Source organism: Pseudomonas sp. FW305-3-2-15-E-TSA4 (assembly GCF_058787295.1).
In genome coordinates, this window is record NZ_JBYSZP010000002.1 from 1 (window position 1) to 19,445 (window position 19,445).

A 19,445-nucleotide genomic window follows, 5' to 3' on the forward strand; every position below is an offset into this window, starting at 1 on the left:
CACCCTGATGAAGAATCAGGGCGAATACCGATCAGTTTGAGATTCTAGGGTTGCTGAGCAACATAGAATCTCCCACATTTTGAAACGCATTCCACCCTGTGGGAGCGAGCCTGCTCGCGAAGACATTCTTCATGCCGCCACCAATCCAACTGTTGCCCACACAACAACCCGGCAACAAATCTCCCTTCCACAAAACATCAACTCCACCCCGAAACCCAACAAAACCAGGCATTCCTAGCCTGGCACGCTTGCTGCTCTGTCCCATTGACCTTCCCAATGTCCCGAGGACACGCCAATGAGCAAGCAAGCCGTGAAATTCGCCTACTGGGTGCCGAACGTCAGTGGCGGCCTGGTGGTCAGCAAGATCGAGCAGCGAACCGACTGGGGCATCGACTACAACCGCAAACTCGCGCAACTCGCCGAAGCGGCCGGGTTCGAGTACGCCCTGACGCAGATCCGCTTTACCGCCGGTTACGGTGCCGAGTTCCAGCATGAGTCGGTGGCGTTCAGTCATGCGCTGCTGGCCGCCACCAGCAAACTCAAGGTGATCGCGGCGATTCTGCCCGGGCCTTGGCAACCGGCGCTGGCAGCCAAGCAACTGGCGACCATCGATCAACTCACCAACGGCCGGATCGCGGTGAACATCGTCAGCGGCTGGTTCAAGGGCGAATTCCAGGCCATCGGTGAACATTGGCTGGAGCACGACGAGCGCTATCGGCGCTCGGAGGAATTCATTCGTTCGTTGCGCGGGATCTGGAGCCAGGACAACTTCAGCTTTCGCGGCGACTTCTACCGCTTTGACAATTACACCCTCAAACCGAAACCGCTGGGCCGCCCGGAAATCTTCCAGGGCGGCAGTTCCCGCGCGGCACGAGACATGGCGGCGCGAGTCTCCGACTGGTATTTCACCAACGGCAACAGCGTCGAGGGGATCAAGGCGCAGGTCGATGACATCCGCGCCAAAGCGGCGGCGAACAATCATTCGGTGAAGATCGGCGTCAACGCCTTCGTCATCGCCCGCGACACCGAAGAAGAGGCCCGCGCTGTACTGGCGCAGATCATCGACCAGGCCGACCCTGAGGCGGTGAACGCGTTTGGCGATGCGGCGAAGCAAGCGGGCAGGGCGTCGCCGGAAGGTGAGGGCAACTGGGCGAAATCGACTTTCGAGGATCTGGTGCAATACAACGATGGCTTCAAGACCAACCTGATCGGCACGCCACAGCAGATTGCCGAGCGGATTGTGGCGTTGAAAGCGGTGGGGGTGGATCTGGTGTTAGCGGGGTTTCTGCACTTTCAGGAGGAGGTGGAGTATTTCGGCAAGCGGGTGTTGCCGCTGGTGCGGGAACTGGAGGCTGAAAGGACTGCCGCAGTAGCCTGACCACCAACAAATCTCCTGTAGGAGTGAGCCTGCTCGCGATTGCGTATGAACATTCAATATTTAGGTTGACTGACACACCGCTATCGCGAGCAGGCTCACTCCTACAATTGGAACTATGTGAGCTTACAGACCGAGATCGGAGAGCCCCGGATGATCATCCGGACGCCGCCCCAGCGGCCAGTGGAACTTGCGCTCGCTTTCCTTGATCGGCATGTCATTGATGCAGGCATAGCGCTGGAACATCAGCCCATGCTCGTCGAATTCCCAGTTTTCATTGCCGTAGGAACGAAACCAGTTACCCGAATCGTCGCGCCATTCATAGGCGTAGCGCACGGCGATACGCGTGTCCGAATAGGCCCAGAGTTCCTTGATCAGGCGGTAGTCGAGTTCCTTGGCCCATTTACGGGTCAGGAAGGCCTTGGCTTCTTCGCGGTTGTTGGCGAACTCGGCGCGATTGCGCCATTTCGTATCCAGGGTGTAGGCCAGCGACACCTTCTCGGGATCGCGGGAATTCCAGCCATCTTCGGCCAGACGTACTTTTTCGATAGCCGATTCACGATTGAATGGCGGTAGCGGTGGACGCACTTGGGCAGCAGTCGACATTATCAGTCTCCCGATCTAATTAACTATTAAACAACGGTTGAGGCTTATTTAAGGCGTTACAGGTCCAATAACTTACGCGCCATGCATTGCGCATTATCAGCGGCACTGTGATCACCCATCACAAGCGCTACGGTAATGGCGCCGTCAATCAGGATCAGCAATTGTCTGGCCAGACGTTGCGGATCTTCGACGCCATGTTCGGTACACAGCTCGCACAGGTAGTCGAGCAGCTTCTGTTTGTGGTCTTTGGCGACCTGGCGCACCGGATCTTCAGGATCGCCGGTCTCGCCACTGGTATTGATAAAGGCACAGCCGCGGAAGCCTTCCGAGGCGAACCAGCCCTTGAGTACGGTAAACAGGTTGAGCAGGCGGTCGGCCGGGGTTTCGGCCTGATCGACGGCGCTGCGGTACCAGTGCATCCAGCGCACATCGCGGCGTTGCAGGGCGGCGACGGTGAGCTCCTCCTTGTTGGCGAAGTAGCGGTAGATGCTTTTTCTGGAGACGCCGGCGGTTTTCACCAGAAGATCCATGCCGGTGGCCGCGATGCCACTTTTGTAGATCAACTTTTCGGTGACATCCAGAATGATGTCGCGGGTCGAGGTGTCAGTGATTTCGTTCATGTGGCTAACAGTAGAACGATCGTTCTCCTTGGTCAAGCGGTTATTTTTTTGTGTCTGCCATACCGCTTTCGCGAGCAAGCTCGCTCCCACAGGGGAATGCATTCGAATGTGGGAGCGAGCTTGCTCGCGAAGGGGGCATTACAGACAGTAACAAGACCCGAACCGGTTGATGGTGTAAGCTCTCGGGTTCTTCGGATTCGACCCATTGCGAGCCCTATGCCGTTGCTTTTCAAACGCTCTTTGCTGCCCAAACTGCGCAGCTTTCCGCTGACTCCCGAGGCCGTGACCATTCTGTCCGGCGCCGCCGAGTTCCGTCGTTGCCTGCTGGAGAAAATCGCCGAGGCGACCCGGCGCATCTACATCGTTGCGCTGTATCTGCAGCACGACGAGGCCGGTCAGGAAATCCTCGATGCCTTGCACGCCGCCAAGCTCAAGCGCCCGGAGTTGGAGATCGTCGTGGTGGTTGACTGGCTGCGCGCCCAGCGCGGGTTGATCGGTGCCGGCAAACAGCCGGGCAACTCGGCGTGGTACCAGGAAATGACCCGCACCCATCAGAGTGAAGTGCCGGTCTACGGCGTGCCGGTGCAGACCCGCGAACTGTTCGGCGTCCTGCATCTGAAAGGCTTCGTGATCGACGATTGCGTGGTTTACAGCGGTGCAAGCCTGAACAACGTCTACCTGCACAAGTTCGACAAGTACCGTTTCGACCGCTACCACGTGCTGCACAGCCGCGAACTGGCCGACTCAATGCATCACCTGGTCAAGCACGGCCTGATCGAATCCAAGGCTGTGCATCGCCTCGACCTGCCCAACCTGCCGACCACCCGCAGCCTGCGCAACGACATCGGCGATCTGCGCAGCCGTCTCAAATATGCGGCGTACGACACCAGCGCCGGCAGCACGGCGCACAGCGGCCTGTCGGTGAGTCCGTTGCTGGGCGTGGGCAAAAACAATCCGTTGAACCGGGTGATTGTCGAGCTGATCGCCAGTGCGCAACAGCAACTGACCATCTGCACGCCGTACTTCAATCTGCCGCTGCCGATCATCCGCGAGATCAATCGCGCGCTGGCCCGGGGGGTGAAGATCGACATCGTGGTCGGCGACAAGACCGCCAACGATTTCTACATTCCGCCGAGCGAGCCGTTCAAGGTGATTGCGGCACTGCCGTATCTGTACGAAATCAGCCTGCGGCGGTTTGCCAAGCGCCATCAGCGCAACATCGACAGCGGCCAGTTGAATCTGCACCTGTGGCGTGACGGCGACAACAGCTATCACCTCAAGGGCATGTGGGTCGACCAGCGCTATACGCTGCTGACCGGCAACAACCTCAATCCGCGGGCGTTCCGCCTCGACCTGGAAAACGCGCTGCTGATCGATGATCCGCAAGGCGAGTGGCTTGAGCCACGGGCGAAGGAGCAGCAAGAGATCTTCCGCAACACCACGCGGATTGCCAGCTTCCAGAACCTGGAGACCTTGCCGGAGTACCCGGCGGGGGTGGCGAAGTTTCTCAAGCGCGTGAGTCGGGTGCGGATCGAGCGGTTGCTCTACCGGATTTTGTAAACCTTCAGATTATTCGGTACGGTTAAAAACGCTATCGCGAGCAGGCTCACTCCTACAGGGGAATGCATTCCAACTGTAGGAGTGAGCCTGCTCGCGATGGGGCACTTAAGGCCTCTACATCAATCAGTTCAGACCGAGCTTGCCACGCAAAGTGGACAGGTCTTCCGCCAAGGTATTGACCGGCCCCACCAGCGCCTTGCGGTCGTTATTCTTCACCTTGTCATACGTCTCGAAACCACCGTCCTTGGTCTTGTACTTGGCAAGGATCTTGTCCACGGTGGCGAAGTTCTTGTCGACTTTGGCAACAAACGCCTTGTCCTGTTTTTCGATCTGCGGACGGAACAGGTCGACGATTTTCTTCGCGCCGTCGATGTTGCCCTGGAAGTCATACAGGTCAGTGTGACTGTAACGGTCTTCTTCACCGGAGATCTTGGTCGCGGCAACCTCTTCCAGCAGTGCAGCCGCACCACCGACGACTTTCTCCGGCGGGAAGGTCAGGCCAGCGACGCGGGTTTGCAGGTCTTTCACATCGCTGTCGAGCTTGTCCGCCAGAGCGGTCAGGCCTTCAGTGGTTTTCTCCGAGAACAGCGAATATTCAATGCGGTGAAAACCGGTGAAGTCTTCAGCCTTCACGCCTTTTTCGTGGTCGTCGACGCGCGAGTCGATGGACGCATCGAGGTCACTGAACAGCTCGGCAATCGGCTCGATCGACTCGTAGTAGACGCGGGTCGGTGCGTAGAGTTTTTGTGCGGTGGCAAGGTCACCTTTTTTCACCGCATCGGTGAATTGTTTGGTGTGGCTGCCCAGTTCATCCAGTTGCTCGGTGACGTAGATCTTGTAGTCCGACACCGGGCCGACCAGATCCAGTGGCGCCGTCGCGGCGAACGCCGACAGCGGGGTGTTGAGCAAACCGAGGGTCAGCAGTAACGCGAGTGGCGACTTTTTCATGGAGCGGCTCCGAGGTTTTTTATGGTTAGGCAGCTGTTTTGGGTTGTGTGGCGTTGAGCAGCGAGCGACCGATGAAATCCTTGTCGCCGGTGACACCCGGAAGGGTGAAGAAGTAACCGCCGCCGACCGGTTTGAGGTATTCCTCAAGCGGCTCGCCGTTGAGCCGGGTCTGCACGGTGATGAAGCCTTTTTCCAGATCGGCCTGGTAGCAGATGAACAGCAGGCCCATGTCGAGTTGGCCGTTCTTGTTCACACCGTTGGAGTAGTTGAACGGCCGGCGCAGGATCAGATTGGCCTGGCTCGCGGTGGTGCGCGGGTTGGCCAGGCGAATGTGTGCGTCGAGCTTGGTCAGTTTGCCTTCCGGGTCTTTGCTGTAATCCGGGACTTCGGTCTCATGCTGCGCGCCCATCGGTGCGCCAGTGGTCTTGACCCTGCCGATGATGCTTTCCTGTTCCTGCAACGGCGTACGATCCCAGCGCTCGACAAAATTGCGGATGATCCGCACCGCTTGATAGCTGCCGTGGGCCGCCCACGCCGGCTCATCGCTGCCCGGTTGCACCCAGACAATCTTGTCCATGGCCTTGGCATCGTTTGAATCGGGGTTGGCCGAGCCGTCGCGGAAACCGAGAAAGTTACGCGCCGATTGCGCCGGCACACCCGGTTTGGCCGGAGCTTGTGGCGGCACGCTGCCTTCCTGTTTCCAGCGCACCAGCAGCAGGTCCGGCAGGTTCTTGACGATGTCGCGCAAGGCGTGAATGTTGGTGTCGGCAGTGTTCGAGCAGAACTGCAGGCTCAGATCGCCGTGGCAGCAATCGGCCTCCAGTGCATCGTTGGGGAAGCCGACCATGCGTTGCAGGCGCTTCGGTTTGGCGGCGGCCAGACCGAAGCGCTCGTCGAACAGCGACTCGCCCACCGAGACGGTGATGGTCAGGTTGTCCGGGGTCACCACCGGGCCGAGAATGCCGGAATCCGGCGGCGGCAGTTTCGGGTCGATCTGCGCCACCGGGCCGCCCTTCATCAGGAACGCGATGCGCTCGTTGAGGGTACGGAACAGCCGCTCAAGGTCTTCGCGATCGCTAGCCAGTACGTCGAACGACACGAACATGCCGGACGCCGGACGCGGGGTGACGATGCCGGTCTGGTGCACGCCGTGGAAATCGTGGCGGTCTTCGGTCTTGTCGCTGCTCGGCGCTTCGGTGACTTGCGCCGGGGCTGCCGCCATGGCCGGGCAGCTCAGGGCCGAACCGGCCAGGGCGACGCCGGCGACACCCATGCCCATCAGCAGGCGGCGACGTTGTAGGTCGAGGTTTTGCAATTCTTTCATCGGTATTCGTCTTCTGCTTACAGGCCGGAAAGGCCGAGGGCGGGATCGATGCCATCCAGAGCGTCAGCCAGGGCCTGAGCCTTGTCGGCGATCTGTTTGCGTTGTTCGCCACTGACCATGTCGTAAGTGGCGTAGCCGTCCTTGACCTTGAAGCTGTTCAGTACGCTGTCGAAATCACTCAGCGCCGCGTCGATTTTCGGCAGCAGATCCGGCGCTGACTTGGTCAGCATTGGCCGCAGCAGCTCGACGACTTTGTGTGCGGTTTCCAGGTTGCTGGCGAAGCCGTTGAGGTCGCCGTGGCTGTAGCGTTCCTCTTCACCGCTGGCGGCGCGCACGTCGGCCAGGGTGTTGAGGTTGCGCACCACGATGCTCACCAGTTGCTCCGGTGGCAGCGATTGGGCCAGCAGTTGCTGTTTGAGGGTGGTGACGTCGGCCAGCAGGCGCTCGGCGACCGGGTTCAAGCCGTCGAGGCTGCGTTGCTGGAACAGCGCATATTCGACGCGGTGGAAGCCGACGAAGGCCGGATCCTGCTCGCGTTTTTCGAAGTAATCGGCGCGGGCATTGATGCTGTTGTCCAGTTCGGCCAGCCGTTGCGCGGCAGGCGCCAGACGCTGGTAAGCGGCACGCGCCGGCAGGTACAGCGTCTGCGCCTGGGCCAGATCGCCGCCGGCAATTGCCTGATTCAGCGCGGTCACGGCTTTGATCAGCGCGCTGCCTTGCGTCGCCAGATACACGCGGAACTCCGACAGCGGCCCGACGAAGGCGACCATAGATGGCTTGGCCTTGGCGGCAGCATCGGAAGCCGCTGTCGGCGTCACGTGCAGCACGCCGCGAGGGTTGCTCAGCAGACCGCAAGTGATCGCATAGTCGCCGGGTTGCAGGTTGGCGTTGATCACCTGGCTCAGGCCCGGCGCGATGTTTTCGCGCTCTTCGATCACCAGCACGCCGTCGAGGATTTCCCACTCCACCGCCCGGTCAGAACGGTTGACGATGCGGAAACTGGCGCGGCCGGCAGGAACCGTCAGCTCGTTCGGATCACAGCTGTGCGCGTTGATGTTGACCACCACTTCGTCATGATTGTGCTGACGCTTGGCCGCGGCCATTTTCGAGGCGTAGTAGAACAGGCCACCGGCGGCGATCATCACGACCACCGAACCGGCCACCGCCCAGCGCAAGGCGCGGGGAGGCGAGGCCTGAGGAGTATTAGGCTTTGACATGGAGGCCCTTATTGGCTGGAAACGGAAGACGATTTGCCGGCGGCGTCAGCGCTCGAGGCCGGCGCGGCGGGGTAGAAAAACATCACCAGCGCCAGCACCAGATAGATCAGGTACGCACCGAGAGTGCTGACGGTCGGCGCATCCTGATACCCGAACATGCCGGCCAGCACCGAACCCAGCGGGCCGTCCATCGGCAGCGTCGCGCTGAAGTCGAACAGCACGGTTTGCAGGTGATTCCACACGCCGGCTTCATGCAGGGCTTGCACCGAATTGGCGAGGATCCCGGCGGCGACCACCAGAATGAACAACCCGGTCCATTTGAAGAACGCCGACAGGTTCAGGCGCATGCTGCCGCTGTAGATCAGGAAACCGACGACAATCGCCAGCACCAGGCCGAGCAGGGCACCGATCGGCGCGCCCGGGCCTTCGCTCTGCTGGAACACGGCGAGCAGGAAGAACACAGTTTCCAGGCCTTCGCGAGCCACGGCGAAGAACACCATGGCGATCAGCGCGATTACCTGGTGCTTTGACGAAGTCAGAGCGTGATCCAGCGAGGCTTGCAACGAATGCTTGATCGAGCGCGCAACCTTGCGCATCCAGAACACCATCGAACTGAGAATGCCCACCGCGACCAGTCCGACAATGCCTTCGAACAACTCCTGCTGTTTCTGCGGGAATTCGGCGCTCACCAGTTCCAGGCCACCACCGACCAGCAGTGCCAGAGCGGCGGCGAGGAAGACGCCGATCCACACGGCCGGCATCCACTGGCCACGACCGGTCTGTTGCAGGTAGCTGGCGATGATGCCAACGATCAGCGCGGCTTCAATGCCTTCGCGCAGCATGATCAGAAAGGGAACGAGCATTCGGTGTCCACTAAGTCATTCGAAGAAGTTACAAGTTGTAACATAATGACAACCATTCTCACATGACAATGATTGACATAAACCTGAACGCAAGCTGAACAACCTGTTTTTTGCCACGCACAAATCCTTGTGGGAGCGGGCTTGCTCGCGAAGGCGGCTGACCGGTAGACATCTCTGTGACTCATTCAACGCTTTCGCGAGCAAGCTCGCTCCCACAGGGGATCTGAGTCATGTTTGGGGTAAGATGCCCGTCACTCGAAAACAACAAGGTCTGCCTCGCTCCATGTCGGAAAAAGACACCATCGCCGTGCAACTGGTGCGTGAAGCGCTGCTGCAAAGTTGTGCCCTGGGCGTGGCCACGGATGAAGTCTTGAACAAGGTCGGGATTGCTCCGGCGCTGCTGCACAGCGAGCAAGGTCGGGTGCCGGCCTCGCAATACGCCAGACTCTGGCGCTTGCTGGCCCGGCGCGGCGATGACGAGTTCTTCGGCATGGATCCGCGTCGGCTAAAGTCCGGCAGCCTTGAGTTCCTGTGCCGTAGCGCCATGGCGCAACCGACGCTGGCCGCCGGTCTGGGCATGGGCCTGAATTTCCTCTCCTTGATGCTGGAAAAAATGCCCGCGCAATTGGCGCATCAGCAGAGCCTGGCGGAAATCGTCCTGCTCGAAGACGATCCCGAGCCGCGCCGGGCGTTTACCTATTTCACCTACTGGATGATCGTCCACGGCGTGGCCTGTTGGCTGGCGGGGCGGCGGATTCCGATTCTGGCGATCGAGTTGCGCTGCGCCGAGCCGGATTTCTGCGACGACTACCGGGTAATGTTCTCGGAAAACCTGCGCTTCGAGCGTCCGCGCACACGGATGATCTTTGCTGCTGACTGCCTCGACCTGCCGATCAAGCGTACGGCCGAAGAACTGAAACGCTTTCTGGCCCATGCGCCGGCGAACATTCTGGTGAAATACCGCGACCCGGAAAGCCTGGCCAGCCGGATCAAACAGGACCTGCGGCAGCTACCCGCCGAACAGTGGCCGGAGACCGAGGCGCTGGCGCAACAACTGTGCATGTCCGCCTCGACCCTGCGCCGACGTTTGTCCGAGGAAGGGCAGACCTATCAGGGGCTCAAGGACAGCGTGCGCAAGGAACTGGCAATCAGCTGGCTGGCGGAGCCGTCGATCAGTTTCGTCGAAATCGCGACGCGGCTGGGGTTTGCCGATGCGAGCTCGTTCTACAAGGCGTTTCGCAAGTGGTCGGGGTCCAATCCTGGGCATTACCGCAAGCTGATCCTCAACGAAGCGGTCTGATCCGGACTGTTTGTAGCCTGATCAGGCCTCTTCGGGAGCAAGCCCCCTCCCACATTTGAAATGCATTTTTCCTGGTATTTGCAGCCTGCCTGGATTGCTCAGGTGGCCATCATTTGAAATGCATTTTTCCTGTGATGTGCAGCCTGCCTGGCTTACCCAGGTGGCCTTCCATTTGAAATGCATTCCTTCTGTGATTGCAGCCTCCCTTGCTTTTGTGGCTGATCCCTCATTGTGAAATGCAATTCCCTGTGGGAGGGGGCTTGCTCCCGAAGGCGTCAGTCCAGCCTGTACATCTCTCGAACCTTGGCCAAACCAGTCAGCCACTTTGATGGCTTTGACCATTGCCGCCTCAGCGCCGCAGCGCGACTATCCCTGTGTTGTTTACGGTTCCCAGCCTAATAAAAACACCGAGGGATTCTGGCAATGCGCGATTACTTGTCTGCCACCGAACAGTTCAACTATCAGCACACCGTGGACGCTGCGCTCAGCGGCACGCTGGAGGCGCTCAACGCCTGCGTCGAATGTTGCGACCGCCACGCATTGCCTGGGCGCATTGCGTTGTTCTGGGAGGGCCGCGACGGTGCGAGTGCCACGTACACCTTCAGTGAGCTGCAAGACCAAGCCGCGCGTTTCGCCAATTTCCTTCTCGAACAAGGCGTGCAAAAGGGCGACAAGGTCGCCGGTCTGCTGCCACGCAACATCGAATTGCTCATCACCGTGTTCGCCACCTGGCGCATTGGTGCGGTGTATCAGCCGCTGTTCACCGCGTTCGGCCCCAAGGCCATCGAACATCGCCTGAACAGCTCCGGCGCCAAAGTAGTGGTCACCGACGCGGTCAACCGGCCAAAACTCGCTGAAGTCACGGATTGCCCGACCATCGTCACCGTCGGCGGCGCCAAAGGTCAGGGCATCGTGCGTGGCGACTTCAGTTTCTGGGCCGAACTGGCCAACTATTCCAATGTCTGCGAACCGGTATTGCTGACGGGCGAAGACCCGTTCCTGCTGATGTTCACCTCGGGCACCACCGGTCCGTCGAAAGCACTGTCGGTGCCGCTCAAGGCGATCGTCGCGTTCCTGAGTTACACCCGCGACGCGGTGGATCTGCGCCCCGAAGATTCGTTCTGGAACGTCGCCGATCCGGGCTGGGCCTACGGCATCTATTTCGGCGTCACCGGGCCGATGGCGATGGGACATCCGATCACCTTTTACGATGGCCCGTTCACCCTCGAAAGCACCTGCCGGGTGATCAACAAATACGCCATCACCAACCTCACTGGCTCGCCGACCGCGTACCGCTTGCTGATTGCCGGTGGCAACGAGTTCGCCAAATCGATCAAGGGCAAGTTGCGCATCGTCAGCAGCGCCGGCGAGCCGCTCAACCCGGAAGTGATCCGCTGGTTCGCCGACAATCTCGACGTGGTGATTCACGATCATTACGGCCAGACCGAACTGGGCATGGTCCTGTGCAACCACCACGGTCTGCAGCACCCGATCCACCTCGGCGCCGCTGGTTTCGCCTCGCCGGGCCATCGCATCGTGGTGCTCGACGAGCACTACAACGAACTCGGTGTCGGCCAGCCGGGCATTCTCGCCATCGACCGCACCCAGTCGCCGATGTGCTGGTTCGGCGGCTACGAGGGCGTGCCGACCAAAGCCTTCGTCGGCAATTACTACCTCAGCGGCGACACGGTGGAATGGAACCCGGACGGCAGCATCAGCTTCGTCGGCCGTAGTGATGACGTGATCACCACCTCTGGCTACCGCGTCGGCCCGTTCGACGTCGAAAGCGCGCTGATCGAACACCCGGCGGTGGTCGAAGCCGCGGTGGTCGGCAAGCCGGATCCGGAGCGCACCGAACTGGTCAAGGCCTTCGTCGTGCTCAACCCGCAATACCGCGCCGAACCGGCGCTGGCCGAAGAGCTGCGGCAACACGTGCGCAAACGCTTGGCCGCGCATTCGTACCCGCGTGAAATCGAATTTGTCAGCGAATTGCCGAAAACCCCAAGCGGCAAATTGCAGCGCTTTATCTTGCGCAACCAGGAAATCGCCAAGGCTCAAGAGGCCGCGGCGCACAACGTTTCAGCTTGAATCAGGAAGTCAGTCATGCAGATCGAGAACAAGGTTTTTATCGTCACCGGCGGCGCCTCCGGCCTGGGTGCGGCCAGCGCTGAATTGCTGGTGAGTGCCGGCGCCAAAGTGATGCTGGTGGACATGAACGCCGAAGCCGTTGCCGCTCAGGCCCAGCGCCTCGGCGCGCAAAGCGTGGTGGCCGACATCAGCAACGAAGCCGCTGCCGAAGCTGCGGTGCAGGCGACGGTGAAAGCCTTTGGCAGCCTCAACGGTCTGGTCAACTGCGCCGGCATCGTCCGTGGCGAAAAGATCCTCGGCAAGAACGGCCCGCATGCGCTGTCGAGTTTTGCCCAGGTGATCAACGTCAACCTGATCGGCAGCTTCAACATGTTGCGACTGGCGGCTGCGGCCATCGCCGAGAGCGAAGCCAATGCCGATGGCGAGCGCGGGGTGATCATCAACACCGCCTCGGTCGCTGCGTTCGACGGCCAGATCGGTCAGGCCGCGTATTCCGCCTCCAAAGGCGCGATCGCCAGCCTGACCCTGCCGGCCGCCCGTGAACTGGCGCGTTTCGGCATCCGCGTGATGACCATCGCCCCGGGCATTTTCGAAACGCCGATGATGGCCGGCATGACCCCGGAAGTGCGCGAGTCGCTGGCCGCTGGCGTGCCGTTCCCGCCGCGTCTTGGCAAACCTGCCGAGTACGCCGCGCTGGTTCGGCATATCATCGAAAACAGCATGCTCAATGGTGAGGTGATCCGTCTCGACGGCGCCTTGCGCATGGCCGCCAAGTAAGGAGGATTTGTCATGACTATTGCCAACGATCCGATTGTTATCGTCAGCGCCGTCCGCACCCCGATGGGCGGTTTTCAGGGCGAACTGAAAAGCCTCACCGCGCCGCAACTCGGTGCTGCTGCGATCAAGGCCGCGGTTGAGCGCGCCGGGGTTGCCAGCGATGCGGTCGACGAAGTGTTGTTCGGTTGCGTATTGCCGGCCGGCCTCGGTCAGGCGCCGGCGCGGCAGGCAGCTTTGGGTGCCGGGCTGGATAAGTCGACGCGCTGCACCACGGTCAATAAGATGTGCGGCTCGGGCATGGAGACCACCATTCTCGCCCACGACATGCTGCTGGCCGGCAGCGCCGACGTGGTGATCGCCGGCGGCATGGAAAGCATGTCCAACTCCCCGTATCTGCTGGATCGTGCCCGCGCCGGTTACCGCATGGGCCATGGCCGGGTGCTCGACTCGATGTTCCTCGACGGCCTCGAAGACGCCTACGACAAGGGCCGGCTGATGGGCACCTTCGCCGAAGACTGCGCCGAAACCAATGACTTCAGCCGCGAAGCCCAGGATGCCTTTGCCATCGCTTCGACCACCCGCGCCCAGCAGGCGATCAAGGACGGCAGCTTCAAGGCCGAGATCGTTCCGCTGACCGTGACCGTCGGCAAGGAGCAGGTGCTGATCAGCAACGACGAGCAGCCGCCGAAAGCCAAACTGGACAAGGTCGCCTCGCTGAAACCGGCGTTCCGCGAAGGCGGCACGGTGACGGCGGCCAACTCCAGCTCGATCTCCGACGGTGCGGCGGCACTGGTGCTGATGCGCCAGTCGCAAGCGCAGAAACTCGGGCTTAAACCGCTGGCGGTGATTCATGGTCACGCGGCATTTGCCGACACGCCGGGCCTGTTCCCGGTGGCACCGATTGGCGCGATCAAAAAGCTGGTGAAGAAGACTGGTTGGGGGTTGAACGAGGTCGATCTGTTCGAAATCAACGAAGCGTTCGCCGTGGTGGCGATGGCGGCGATGACCCACCTGGAAATCCCCCACGACAAGCTCAACGTGCACGGCGGCGCCTGCGCGCTGGGCCATCCGATCGGTGCCTCGGGCGCGCGGATTCTGGTGACCTTGCTCTCAGCCCTGCGCCAGAAAAACCTGAAACGCGGGATCGCGGCGATCTGCATCGGCGGCGGTGAAGCCACGGCGATGGCCGTGGAATGCGTTTATTGATTCACGCAATCCCTTTGTAGGAGTGAGCCTGCTCGCGATGGCGTCGTGTCAGTCAACACTGATTTATATGACCCACCGCTATCGCGAGCAGGCTCACTCCTACAAGGGAAAGCGGTGCGACTTGAATTTAAGGATTCACCATGATTCCCAACGAAGACCAAACCCAGATCCGCGACATGGCCCGGCAGTTCGCCGAGGAACGGCTGAAACCGTTCGCCGCCGAGTGGGATCGCGAGCATCGTTTCCCCAAGGCAGCCATCGGCGAAATGGCCGAATTGGGCTTCTTCGGCATGCTTGTGCCGGAGCAGTGGGGCGGCTGTGACACCGGCTACCTGGCGTACGCCATGGCCCTGGAAGAAATCGCCGCCGGCGACGGCGCCTGCTCGACCATCATGAGCGTGCACAACTCGGTGGGCTGCGTGCCGATTCTCAAGTTCGGCAACGACGACCAGCGCGAACGCTTCCTCAAACCGTTGGCCAGCGGCGCCATGCTCGGCGCCTTCGCCTTGACCGAACCGCAGGCCGGTTCCGACGCCAGCAGCCTGAAAACCCGCGCACGGTTGGAAGGTGAGCACTACGTGCTGAACGGCTGCAAACAGTTCATCACTTCCGGGCAGAACGCCGGGATCGTGATCGTGTTTGCGGTGACCGATCCGAGTGCCGGCAAACGCGGGATCACGGCGTTCATCGTGCCCACCGATTCGCCCGGCTACAAAGTCGCCCGGGTCGAAGACAAGCTCGGCCAGCATGCGTCGGACACCTGCCAGATTCTGTTTGAAGACGTGAAGGTGCCGGTCGCCAACCGCTTGGGTGAGGAGGGCGAAGGCTACAAAATCGCCCTGGCCAATCTCGAAGGCGGCCGGGTCGGCATCGCCTCGCAAGCGGTGGGCATGGCCCGCGCTGCGTTCGAAGCGGCCCGCGACTATGCACGTGAGCGCGACACTTTCGGCAAGCCGATCATCGAGCACCAGGCCGTGGCCTTCCGTCTCGCCGACATGGCCACGCAGATCGCCGTAGCCCGGCAGATGGTGCACTACGCCGCGGCCCTGCGTGACAGCGGTCAACCGGCACTGGTCGAGGCCTCGATGGCCAAGCTGTTCGCTTCGGAAATGGCCGAGAAGGTTTGCTCGATGGCGTTGCAGACGCTGGGCGGTTACGGTTACCTCAACGATTTCCCGCTGGAACGCATCTACCGCGACGTGCGCGTCTGCCAGATCTACGAAGGCACCAGCGACATTCAGCGCATGGTCATCTCACGAAACCTTTAAACCCAAACCTGTGTAGGAGCTGCCGCAGGTTCGGGCCGCGTTCGGACGATCTTTTGCTTTTTATTGTTAAAAACAAGATCAAAAGATCGCAGCCTGCGGCAGCTCCTACAGGGTACAAATTCAGGAGTCATGTATGAGCTACGAAACGATTCTGCTGGAAAACCATGGCCGCGTCGGCCTGATCACCCTCAACCGCCCACAGGCGCTGAACGCCCTGAACGCGCAACTGGTCAGCGAAGTGAACCACGCCCTGGATGCGCTGGAGACTGATGTGAACATCGGCTGCATCGTCATCACCGGTTCGAAGAAAGCCTTCGCCGCCGGTGCCGACATCAAGGAAATGGCCGAGCTGACCTACCCGCAGATCTACATGGACGACCTGTTCAGCGACAGTGATCGCGTGGCCAACCGCCGTAAGCCGATCATTGCTGCGGTCAACGGTTTTGCCCTTGGCGGCGGCTGCGAACTGGCGCTGATGTGCGACTTCATCCTTGCCGGCGACAACGCCAAATTCGGCCAACCGGAAATCAACCTCGGCGTGCTCCCGGGCATGGGCGGCACCCAGCGCCTGACCCGCGCCGTGGGCAAAGCCAAGGCCATGGAAATGTGCCTCAGCGGGCGGATGATCGATGCGGTGGAGGCTGAGCGCTGCGGCATCGTCGCGCGGATCGTGCCGAGCGATGAACTGCTCGACGAGGCGCTGAAGGTCGCCGCGGTGATCGCCAGCAAATCGTTGCCGATTGCGATGATGATCAAGGAAAGCGTCAACCGTGCCTTTGAGGTTAACCTGACTGAAGGCGTGCGCTTCGAGCGCCGGGTGTTCCATGCGGCGTTTGCCACGCAGGATCAGAAGGAAGGCATGGCGGCGTTTGTCGCCAAGCGCGCGCCGGAGTTTCAGGGCAAATAATGCGTTGACCTGACTGACGCCTTCGCGAGCAAGCCCGCTCCCACACTGGATCTGCGTCGTACACAAATCCAGTGTGGGAGCGGGCTTGCTCGCGAAGCTTTTGAGGCAACATCAATAGATCGCAACCTTCGGCAGCTCCTACACAGTTTTCCTGTAGGAGCTGCCGAAGGCTGCGATCTTTTGCTTTTACAACGGGTAGTTCTTCAGCTCCCGCGCAATTACCATCCGCTGAATCTCGCTCGATCCCTCGTAGATCTGGGTAATCCGCGCATCGCGGTAGTACTTCTCGACCGGATAGTCCTCCAGATACCCATACCCGCCATGAATCTGAATCGCCGAGGAGCAGACCTTTTCGGCCATTTCCGAGGCGAACAGTTTGGCCTGTGAGGCCTCCGACAGGCACGGTTTGCCCGCCGTGCGCAGGCGCGCCGCGTGCAGGATCATCAAGCGCGCCGCGTTGATTTGCATGTGCATGTCGGCCAGCAGGTTGGCGATGCTCTGGTGTTCGTTGATCGGCTTGCCGAACTGGATGCGATCGCGGGAATACACCAGCGCCGCCTCAAACGCGGCCCGGGCGATGCCCAAGGCTTGCGCAGCAATGCCGATGCGGCCGCCTTCGAGGTTGGACAGGGCAATCGCCAGACCCTTGCCGCGCTCGCCGAGCAGATTGGCCTCGGGAATGCTGCAGTTGTTCAGGGTCACCGCGCAGGTATCGGAGGCGCGAATCCCCATTTTGTGTTCGGTGCGATCGACGATGAAACCCGCAGTATCGGTGGACACCAGGAACGCGGAAATGCCTTTCTTGCCCAGATCCGGATCGGTCACCGCAAACACGATCGCCAGTTTCGCCCGTTTGCCATTGCTGACGAATTGCTTGGCGCCGTTGATCACCCACTGGCCGTCGCGCAGTTCGGCGCGGGTGCGCAGGTTGTGCGCTTCGGAACCGGCCTGCGGTTCGGTGAGGCAGAAGCAGCCAATCGTCTGGCCACTGGCGAGATCCGCCAGCCAGGTCTTTTTCTGTTCTTCGCTGCCGTAATTCATCACCGGCCCGCAGCCCACCGAGTTGTGGATGCTCATGAACGCACCGGTGGCGCCGTCGCCGGCAGAAATCTCTTCCACCGCCAGCGCATAGGCCACGTAATCGACATAAGTGCCGCCCCATTCCTCGGGCACCACCATGCCGAGCAAACCGAGTTCGCCCATCTTCGCCACCAGCGCGTCGTCGATCCAGCCGGCCTTTTCCCAGGCTTGCGCGTGAGGTGCGATTTCGCCACGGGCGAAGTCCCGGGCCATGTCGCGGATCATCACTTGTTCTTCAGTCAGTTCGAGATCGTGCATGGCTCAGCTCCCGCTCTCAGTAAAACCGTGGAAGAAACTCGCGACATGCCCGGCGTCCAGCGCAGCAAGGGTCGGCGGGTTCCAGCGTGGTGTCTTGTCTTTGTCGATCAGCAGGGCGCGCACGCCCTCGATCAGGTCGCCGCGTTCGAACCACTGGCGATCCAGATGCAGTTCGAGGGCGAAACAGTGTTCCAGGCTCAGGTGCCGACCGCGACGGAGCATTTCCAGGGTCACGGCCATCGCCAGTGGCGAGCGGGTCTCCAGCAGGTCAGCGGTGGTGGTCGCCCACTCATGGCTGTCGGCGACGGTGACCGCGCGCAGTTGCTCGACGATGCTCGGCACGTCCGGCAGGGCGAAGAAGTGGTCGATGGCCGGGCGCAGTTTCTCCAGCGGTGCATCGGCCAGGGTTTGCACGCCGTTTTTCGCCAGCAGGCCCTGCAGATCCTTGAGCGGCGTGTCGCGCCATTCCAGGTGATCGAGTTGTTCGTCGAGGCTCGACAGTTTGCTGCTGTCGACAAACCAGTCCGCGAGCCCGCAGTACAACGCATCGGCCGCACGAATCTGCACGCCGCTGACGCCCAGATAGATCCCCAGTTCACCGGGAATCCGCGAGAGGAAATAGCTGCCGCCGACATCGGGGAAATAACCGATCGCCACTTCCGGCATCGCCAGACGACTCTTTTCGGTGACCACCCGCAAATCCGCACCTTGCACCAGGCCCATGCCGCCGCCGAGGACGAAACCGTCCATCAAGGCCAGCACCGGTTTGCGGTAGTGATGAAGCGTCAGGTCGAGGGCGTATTCCTCGACGAAGAAATCTTCGTGCAGCGTGTCGCCGCTTTTGAAGCTGTCGTACAGCGAACGAATGTCGCCACCGGCGCAGAACGCCTTTTCACCGGCACCGCGCAGCACCACGGCGTGCACGCTGGCGTCAGGCGCCCAGGCATCGAGTTGCTGCTGCAACTGACGAACCATGTCGAGGGTGATGGCGTTGAGACCGGCGGGGCGGTTGAGGGTCAGGTGACCGATGTGATTGCGAACCTCAGCCAGCACTTCGTCTGGCGTGGCATCCATGGACGGCGTCCGCGGGGATGAAGCCTGAGCAGTCATCACTAACTCCCTGCTTTTATTGTCTTTATTCGAGAAGCTCGCGCGCGAGCGTTGACGGATCGTAACAGTGCAAATTTGCCGTGTACAACCGGGATATGTGCAGGGGGAGTTTGCGTTTTTGCCTTAGGGAAAATCGCTATCCGCTGATGTAGGAGCTGCCGAAGGCTGCGATCTTTTGATCTTGAAAGATCGCAGCCTCGTTGCACTCGACAGCTCCTGCAGGGAGTGTGGGATGTCAGGAGAAGACTTTGCCGATGCTGCGGCGTTTGGCGTGCAGTTCGCTGGCGTGGATCAGTTGTTCGAGGTCTTCGGGGGTGACGTCGATGAACGCTTCCATGTCGGCCAATGCCAGTTTCAAATCCTCAGCGGTAATGGCCTGGCTATCGATCGGTGCCAGTGCCGGCGCTGGCTCGGCCGGGCGCTTGGGGTAACGGATGCGCGTCAGGTTGTTGTAGGCCAGGGCGCTGAGCAGCATGCAGGCGGCGGCGAGCATCACCGGTTCCATGGCTTTCCAGTCCATGGCGATGGTGGCCGGATCGGCCAGTACCAGCGTCAGCGCCAGTGCGCCGGCCGGCGGATGCAGGCAACGCAGCCAGCACATCAGGATCAGCGCCATGCCCGCCGCCAGGCAGGCGCTCCCCAAGGTGCGGCCGAGGACGTGGGCCACCAGCAGCGCGACCACGCTGGCGCACAGGTAGCCGCCGATGATCGACCAGGGTTGCGCGAGGGCGCCGGAAGACACGGCAAACAGCAACACCGCTGAGGCGCCCAACGGCCCGATCAGGTGGTACGCGACCTCGATGCCGAACACCTGACTGCACGCCCAGACGCTGAACAAAGTGCCCAGCGCCATGCCGATCGCGGCGCGGCTCCATTCGGTGGGGCGAGTGTTGATGGCGGCGGGCAACCAGCGAACGAGCATGTGAATCGGGTCCTTG

At 61.0% G+C, this 19,445-nt stretch carries 18 protein-coding genes; 8 read left to right on the forward strand and 10 right to left on the reverse strand.

Annotated elements, in window-relative coordinates; all coding sequences use genetic code 11:
• Positions 1–295 precede the first annotated feature (295 nt).
• Positions 296–1,378: a dimethylsulfone monooxygenase SfnG gene (gene sfnG, locus AC3WMV_RS02400; RefSeq protein WP_103367198.1), complete on the forward strand. Its 1,083-nt coding sequence runs from the start codon at positions 296–298 to the stop codon at positions 1,376–1,378.
• A gap of 123 nt (positions 1,379–1,501) precedes the next feature.
• On the opposite strand, the gene AC3WMV_RS02405 is transcribed toward sfnG, so the two are convergent.
• Both AC3WMV_RS02405 and AC3WMV_RS02410 read right to left on the reverse strand, forming a co-directional pair.
• Complete coding sequence (locus AC3WMV_RS02405) at positions 1,502–1,981, reverse strand: nuclear transport factor 2 family protein (protein ID WP_007963424.1); 480 nt, start codon at positions 1,979–1,981, stop codon at positions 1,502–1,504.
• Between the two features lie 56 nt (positions 1,982–2,037).
• Positions 2,038–2,601: a TetR/AcrR family transcriptional regulator gene (locus AC3WMV_RS02410; protein WP_103367197.1), complete on the reverse strand. Its 564-nt coding sequence runs from the start codon at positions 2,599–2,601 to the stop codon at positions 2,038–2,040.
• 216 nt (positions 2,602–2,817) lie between these two features.
• Here AC3WMV_RS02410 and pssA point away from each other — a divergent pair, with 216 nt between their 5' ends.
• Positions 2,818–4,161, forward strand: a complete 1,344-nt coding sequence (pssA, locus tag AC3WMV_RS02415; protein ID WP_103367196.1) for a CDP-diacylglycerol--serine O-phosphatidyltransferase — start codon at positions 2,818–2,820, stop codon at positions 4,159–4,161.
• 123 nt (positions 4,162–4,284) lie between these two features.
• On the opposite strand, the gene efeO (AC3WMV_RS02420) is transcribed toward pssA, so the two are convergent.
• From efeO (AC3WMV_RS02420) to efeU, 4 genes are read right to left on the reverse strand one after another with little or no spacing between them, the layout of a single operon-like run.
• Complete coding sequence (gene efeO, locus AC3WMV_RS02420; RefSeq protein WP_103367195.1) at positions 4,285–5,109, reverse strand: iron uptake system protein EfeO; 825 nt, start codon at positions 5,107–5,109, stop codon at positions 4,285–4,287.
• Positions 5,110–5,134: 25 nt separating this feature from the next.
• Entirely contained in the window at positions 5,135–6,433 is a 1,299-nt protein-coding gene (gene efeB / locus AC3WMV_RS02425) for an iron uptake transporter deferrochelatase/peroxidase subunit (protein ID WP_103367194.1), read from the reverse strand.
• 17 nt (positions 6,434–6,450) lie between these two features.
• On the reverse strand, positions 6,451–7,650 hold the full coding sequence (gene efeO / locus AC3WMV_RS02430; protein WP_103367193.1) for an iron uptake system protein EfeO: 1,200 nt from the start codon (positions 7,648–7,650) through the stop codon (positions 6,451–6,453).
• Positions 7,651–7,658: 8 nt separating this feature from the next.
• Positions 7,659–8,513 (reverse strand): iron uptake transporter permease EfeU, encoded by an 855-nt coding sequence (gene efeU / locus AC3WMV_RS02435; RefSeq protein WP_027611967.1) that lies wholly within the window; start codon positions 8,511–8,513, stop codon positions 7,659–7,661.
• A 283-nt stretch (positions 8,514–8,796) separates the two neighbouring features.
• Between efeU and AC3WMV_RS02440 the strand changes: the two genes are divergently transcribed.
• A complete protein-coding gene (locus tag AC3WMV_RS02440) occupies positions 8,797–9,813 on the forward strand; it encodes an AraC family transcriptional regulator (RefSeq protein WP_103367192.1) in 1,017 nt (338 codons plus the stop codon).
• Positions 9,814–9,834: 21 nt separating this feature from the next.
• Here the strand turns inward: AC3WMV_RS02440 and AC3WMV_RS02445 are convergent, their stop codons facing one another.
• Positions 9,835–10,155 carry a hypothetical protein gene (locus AC3WMV_RS02445; protein WP_146038479.1) on the reverse strand — a complete coding sequence of 107 codons (321 nt, stop codon included), beginning with the start codon at positions 10,153–10,155 and terminating at the stop codon, positions 9,835–9,837.
• Positions 10,156–10,236: 81 nt separating this feature from the next.
• Here AC3WMV_RS02445 and AC3WMV_RS02450 point away from each other — a divergent pair, with 81 nt between their 5' ends.
• The 5 genes from AC3WMV_RS02450 (at position 10,237) to AC3WMV_RS02470 (ending at position 16,059) form a co-directional block, all read left to right on the forward strand.
• Entirely contained in the window at positions 10,237–11,901 is a 1,665-nt protein-coding gene (locus AC3WMV_RS02450; protein WP_103367191.1) for an AMP-binding protein, read from the forward strand.
• A gap of 15 nt (positions 11,902–11,916) precedes the next feature.
• Positions 11,917–12,678, forward strand: coding sequence for an SDR family NAD(P)-dependent oxidoreductase (locus AC3WMV_RS02455; RefSeq protein ID WP_103367190.1), 762 nt, complete (start codon positions 11,917–11,919; stop codon positions 12,676–12,678).
• A gap of 12 nt (positions 12,679–12,690) precedes the next feature.
• Entirely contained in the window at positions 12,691–13,884 is a 1,194-nt protein-coding gene (locus AC3WMV_RS02460) for an acetyl-CoA C-acyltransferase (protein ID WP_103367189.1), read from the forward strand.
• Positions 13,885–14,024: 140 nt separating this feature from the next.
• Positions 14,025–15,152 (forward strand): acyl-CoA dehydrogenase, encoded by a 1,128-nt coding sequence (locus AC3WMV_RS02465; RefSeq protein ID WP_103367188.1) that lies wholly within the window; start codon positions 14,025–14,027, stop codon positions 15,150–15,152.
• A gap of 133 nt (positions 15,153–15,285) precedes the next feature.
• Positions 15,286–16,059, forward strand: coding sequence for an enoyl-CoA hydratase (locus AC3WMV_RS02470; protein WP_103367187.1), 774 nt, complete (start codon positions 15,286–15,288; stop codon positions 16,057–16,059).
• Between the two features lie 186 nt (positions 16,060–16,245).
• Here AC3WMV_RS02470 and AC3WMV_RS02475 read toward each other — a convergent pair whose 3' ends face one another.
• The 3 genes from AC3WMV_RS02475 to AC3WMV_RS02485 all read right to left on the reverse strand — a co-directional run bounded on the left by AC3WMV_RS02475 (position 16,246) and on the right by AC3WMV_RS02485 (position 19,429).
• The gene (locus tag AC3WMV_RS02475) at positions 16,246–17,397 is read right to left on the reverse strand and encodes an acyl-CoA dehydrogenase family protein (RefSeq protein WP_103367186.1); all 1,152 of its coding nucleotides are present in this window, start codon (positions 17,395–17,397) and stop codon (positions 16,246–16,248) included.
• Between the two features lie 3 nt (positions 17,398–17,400).
• Entirely contained in the window at positions 17,401–18,507 is a 1,107-nt protein-coding gene (locus tag AC3WMV_RS02480) for an enoyl-CoA hydratase/isomerase family protein (RefSeq protein WP_103367185.1), read from the reverse strand.
• Positions 18,508–18,742: 235 nt separating this feature from the next.
• Positions 18,743–19,429: an HPP family protein gene (locus AC3WMV_RS02485; RefSeq protein ID WP_103367184.1), complete on the reverse strand. Its 687-nt coding sequence runs from the start codon at positions 19,427–19,429 to the stop codon at positions 18,743–18,745.
• Positions 19,430–19,445: the final 16 nt, after the last annotated feature.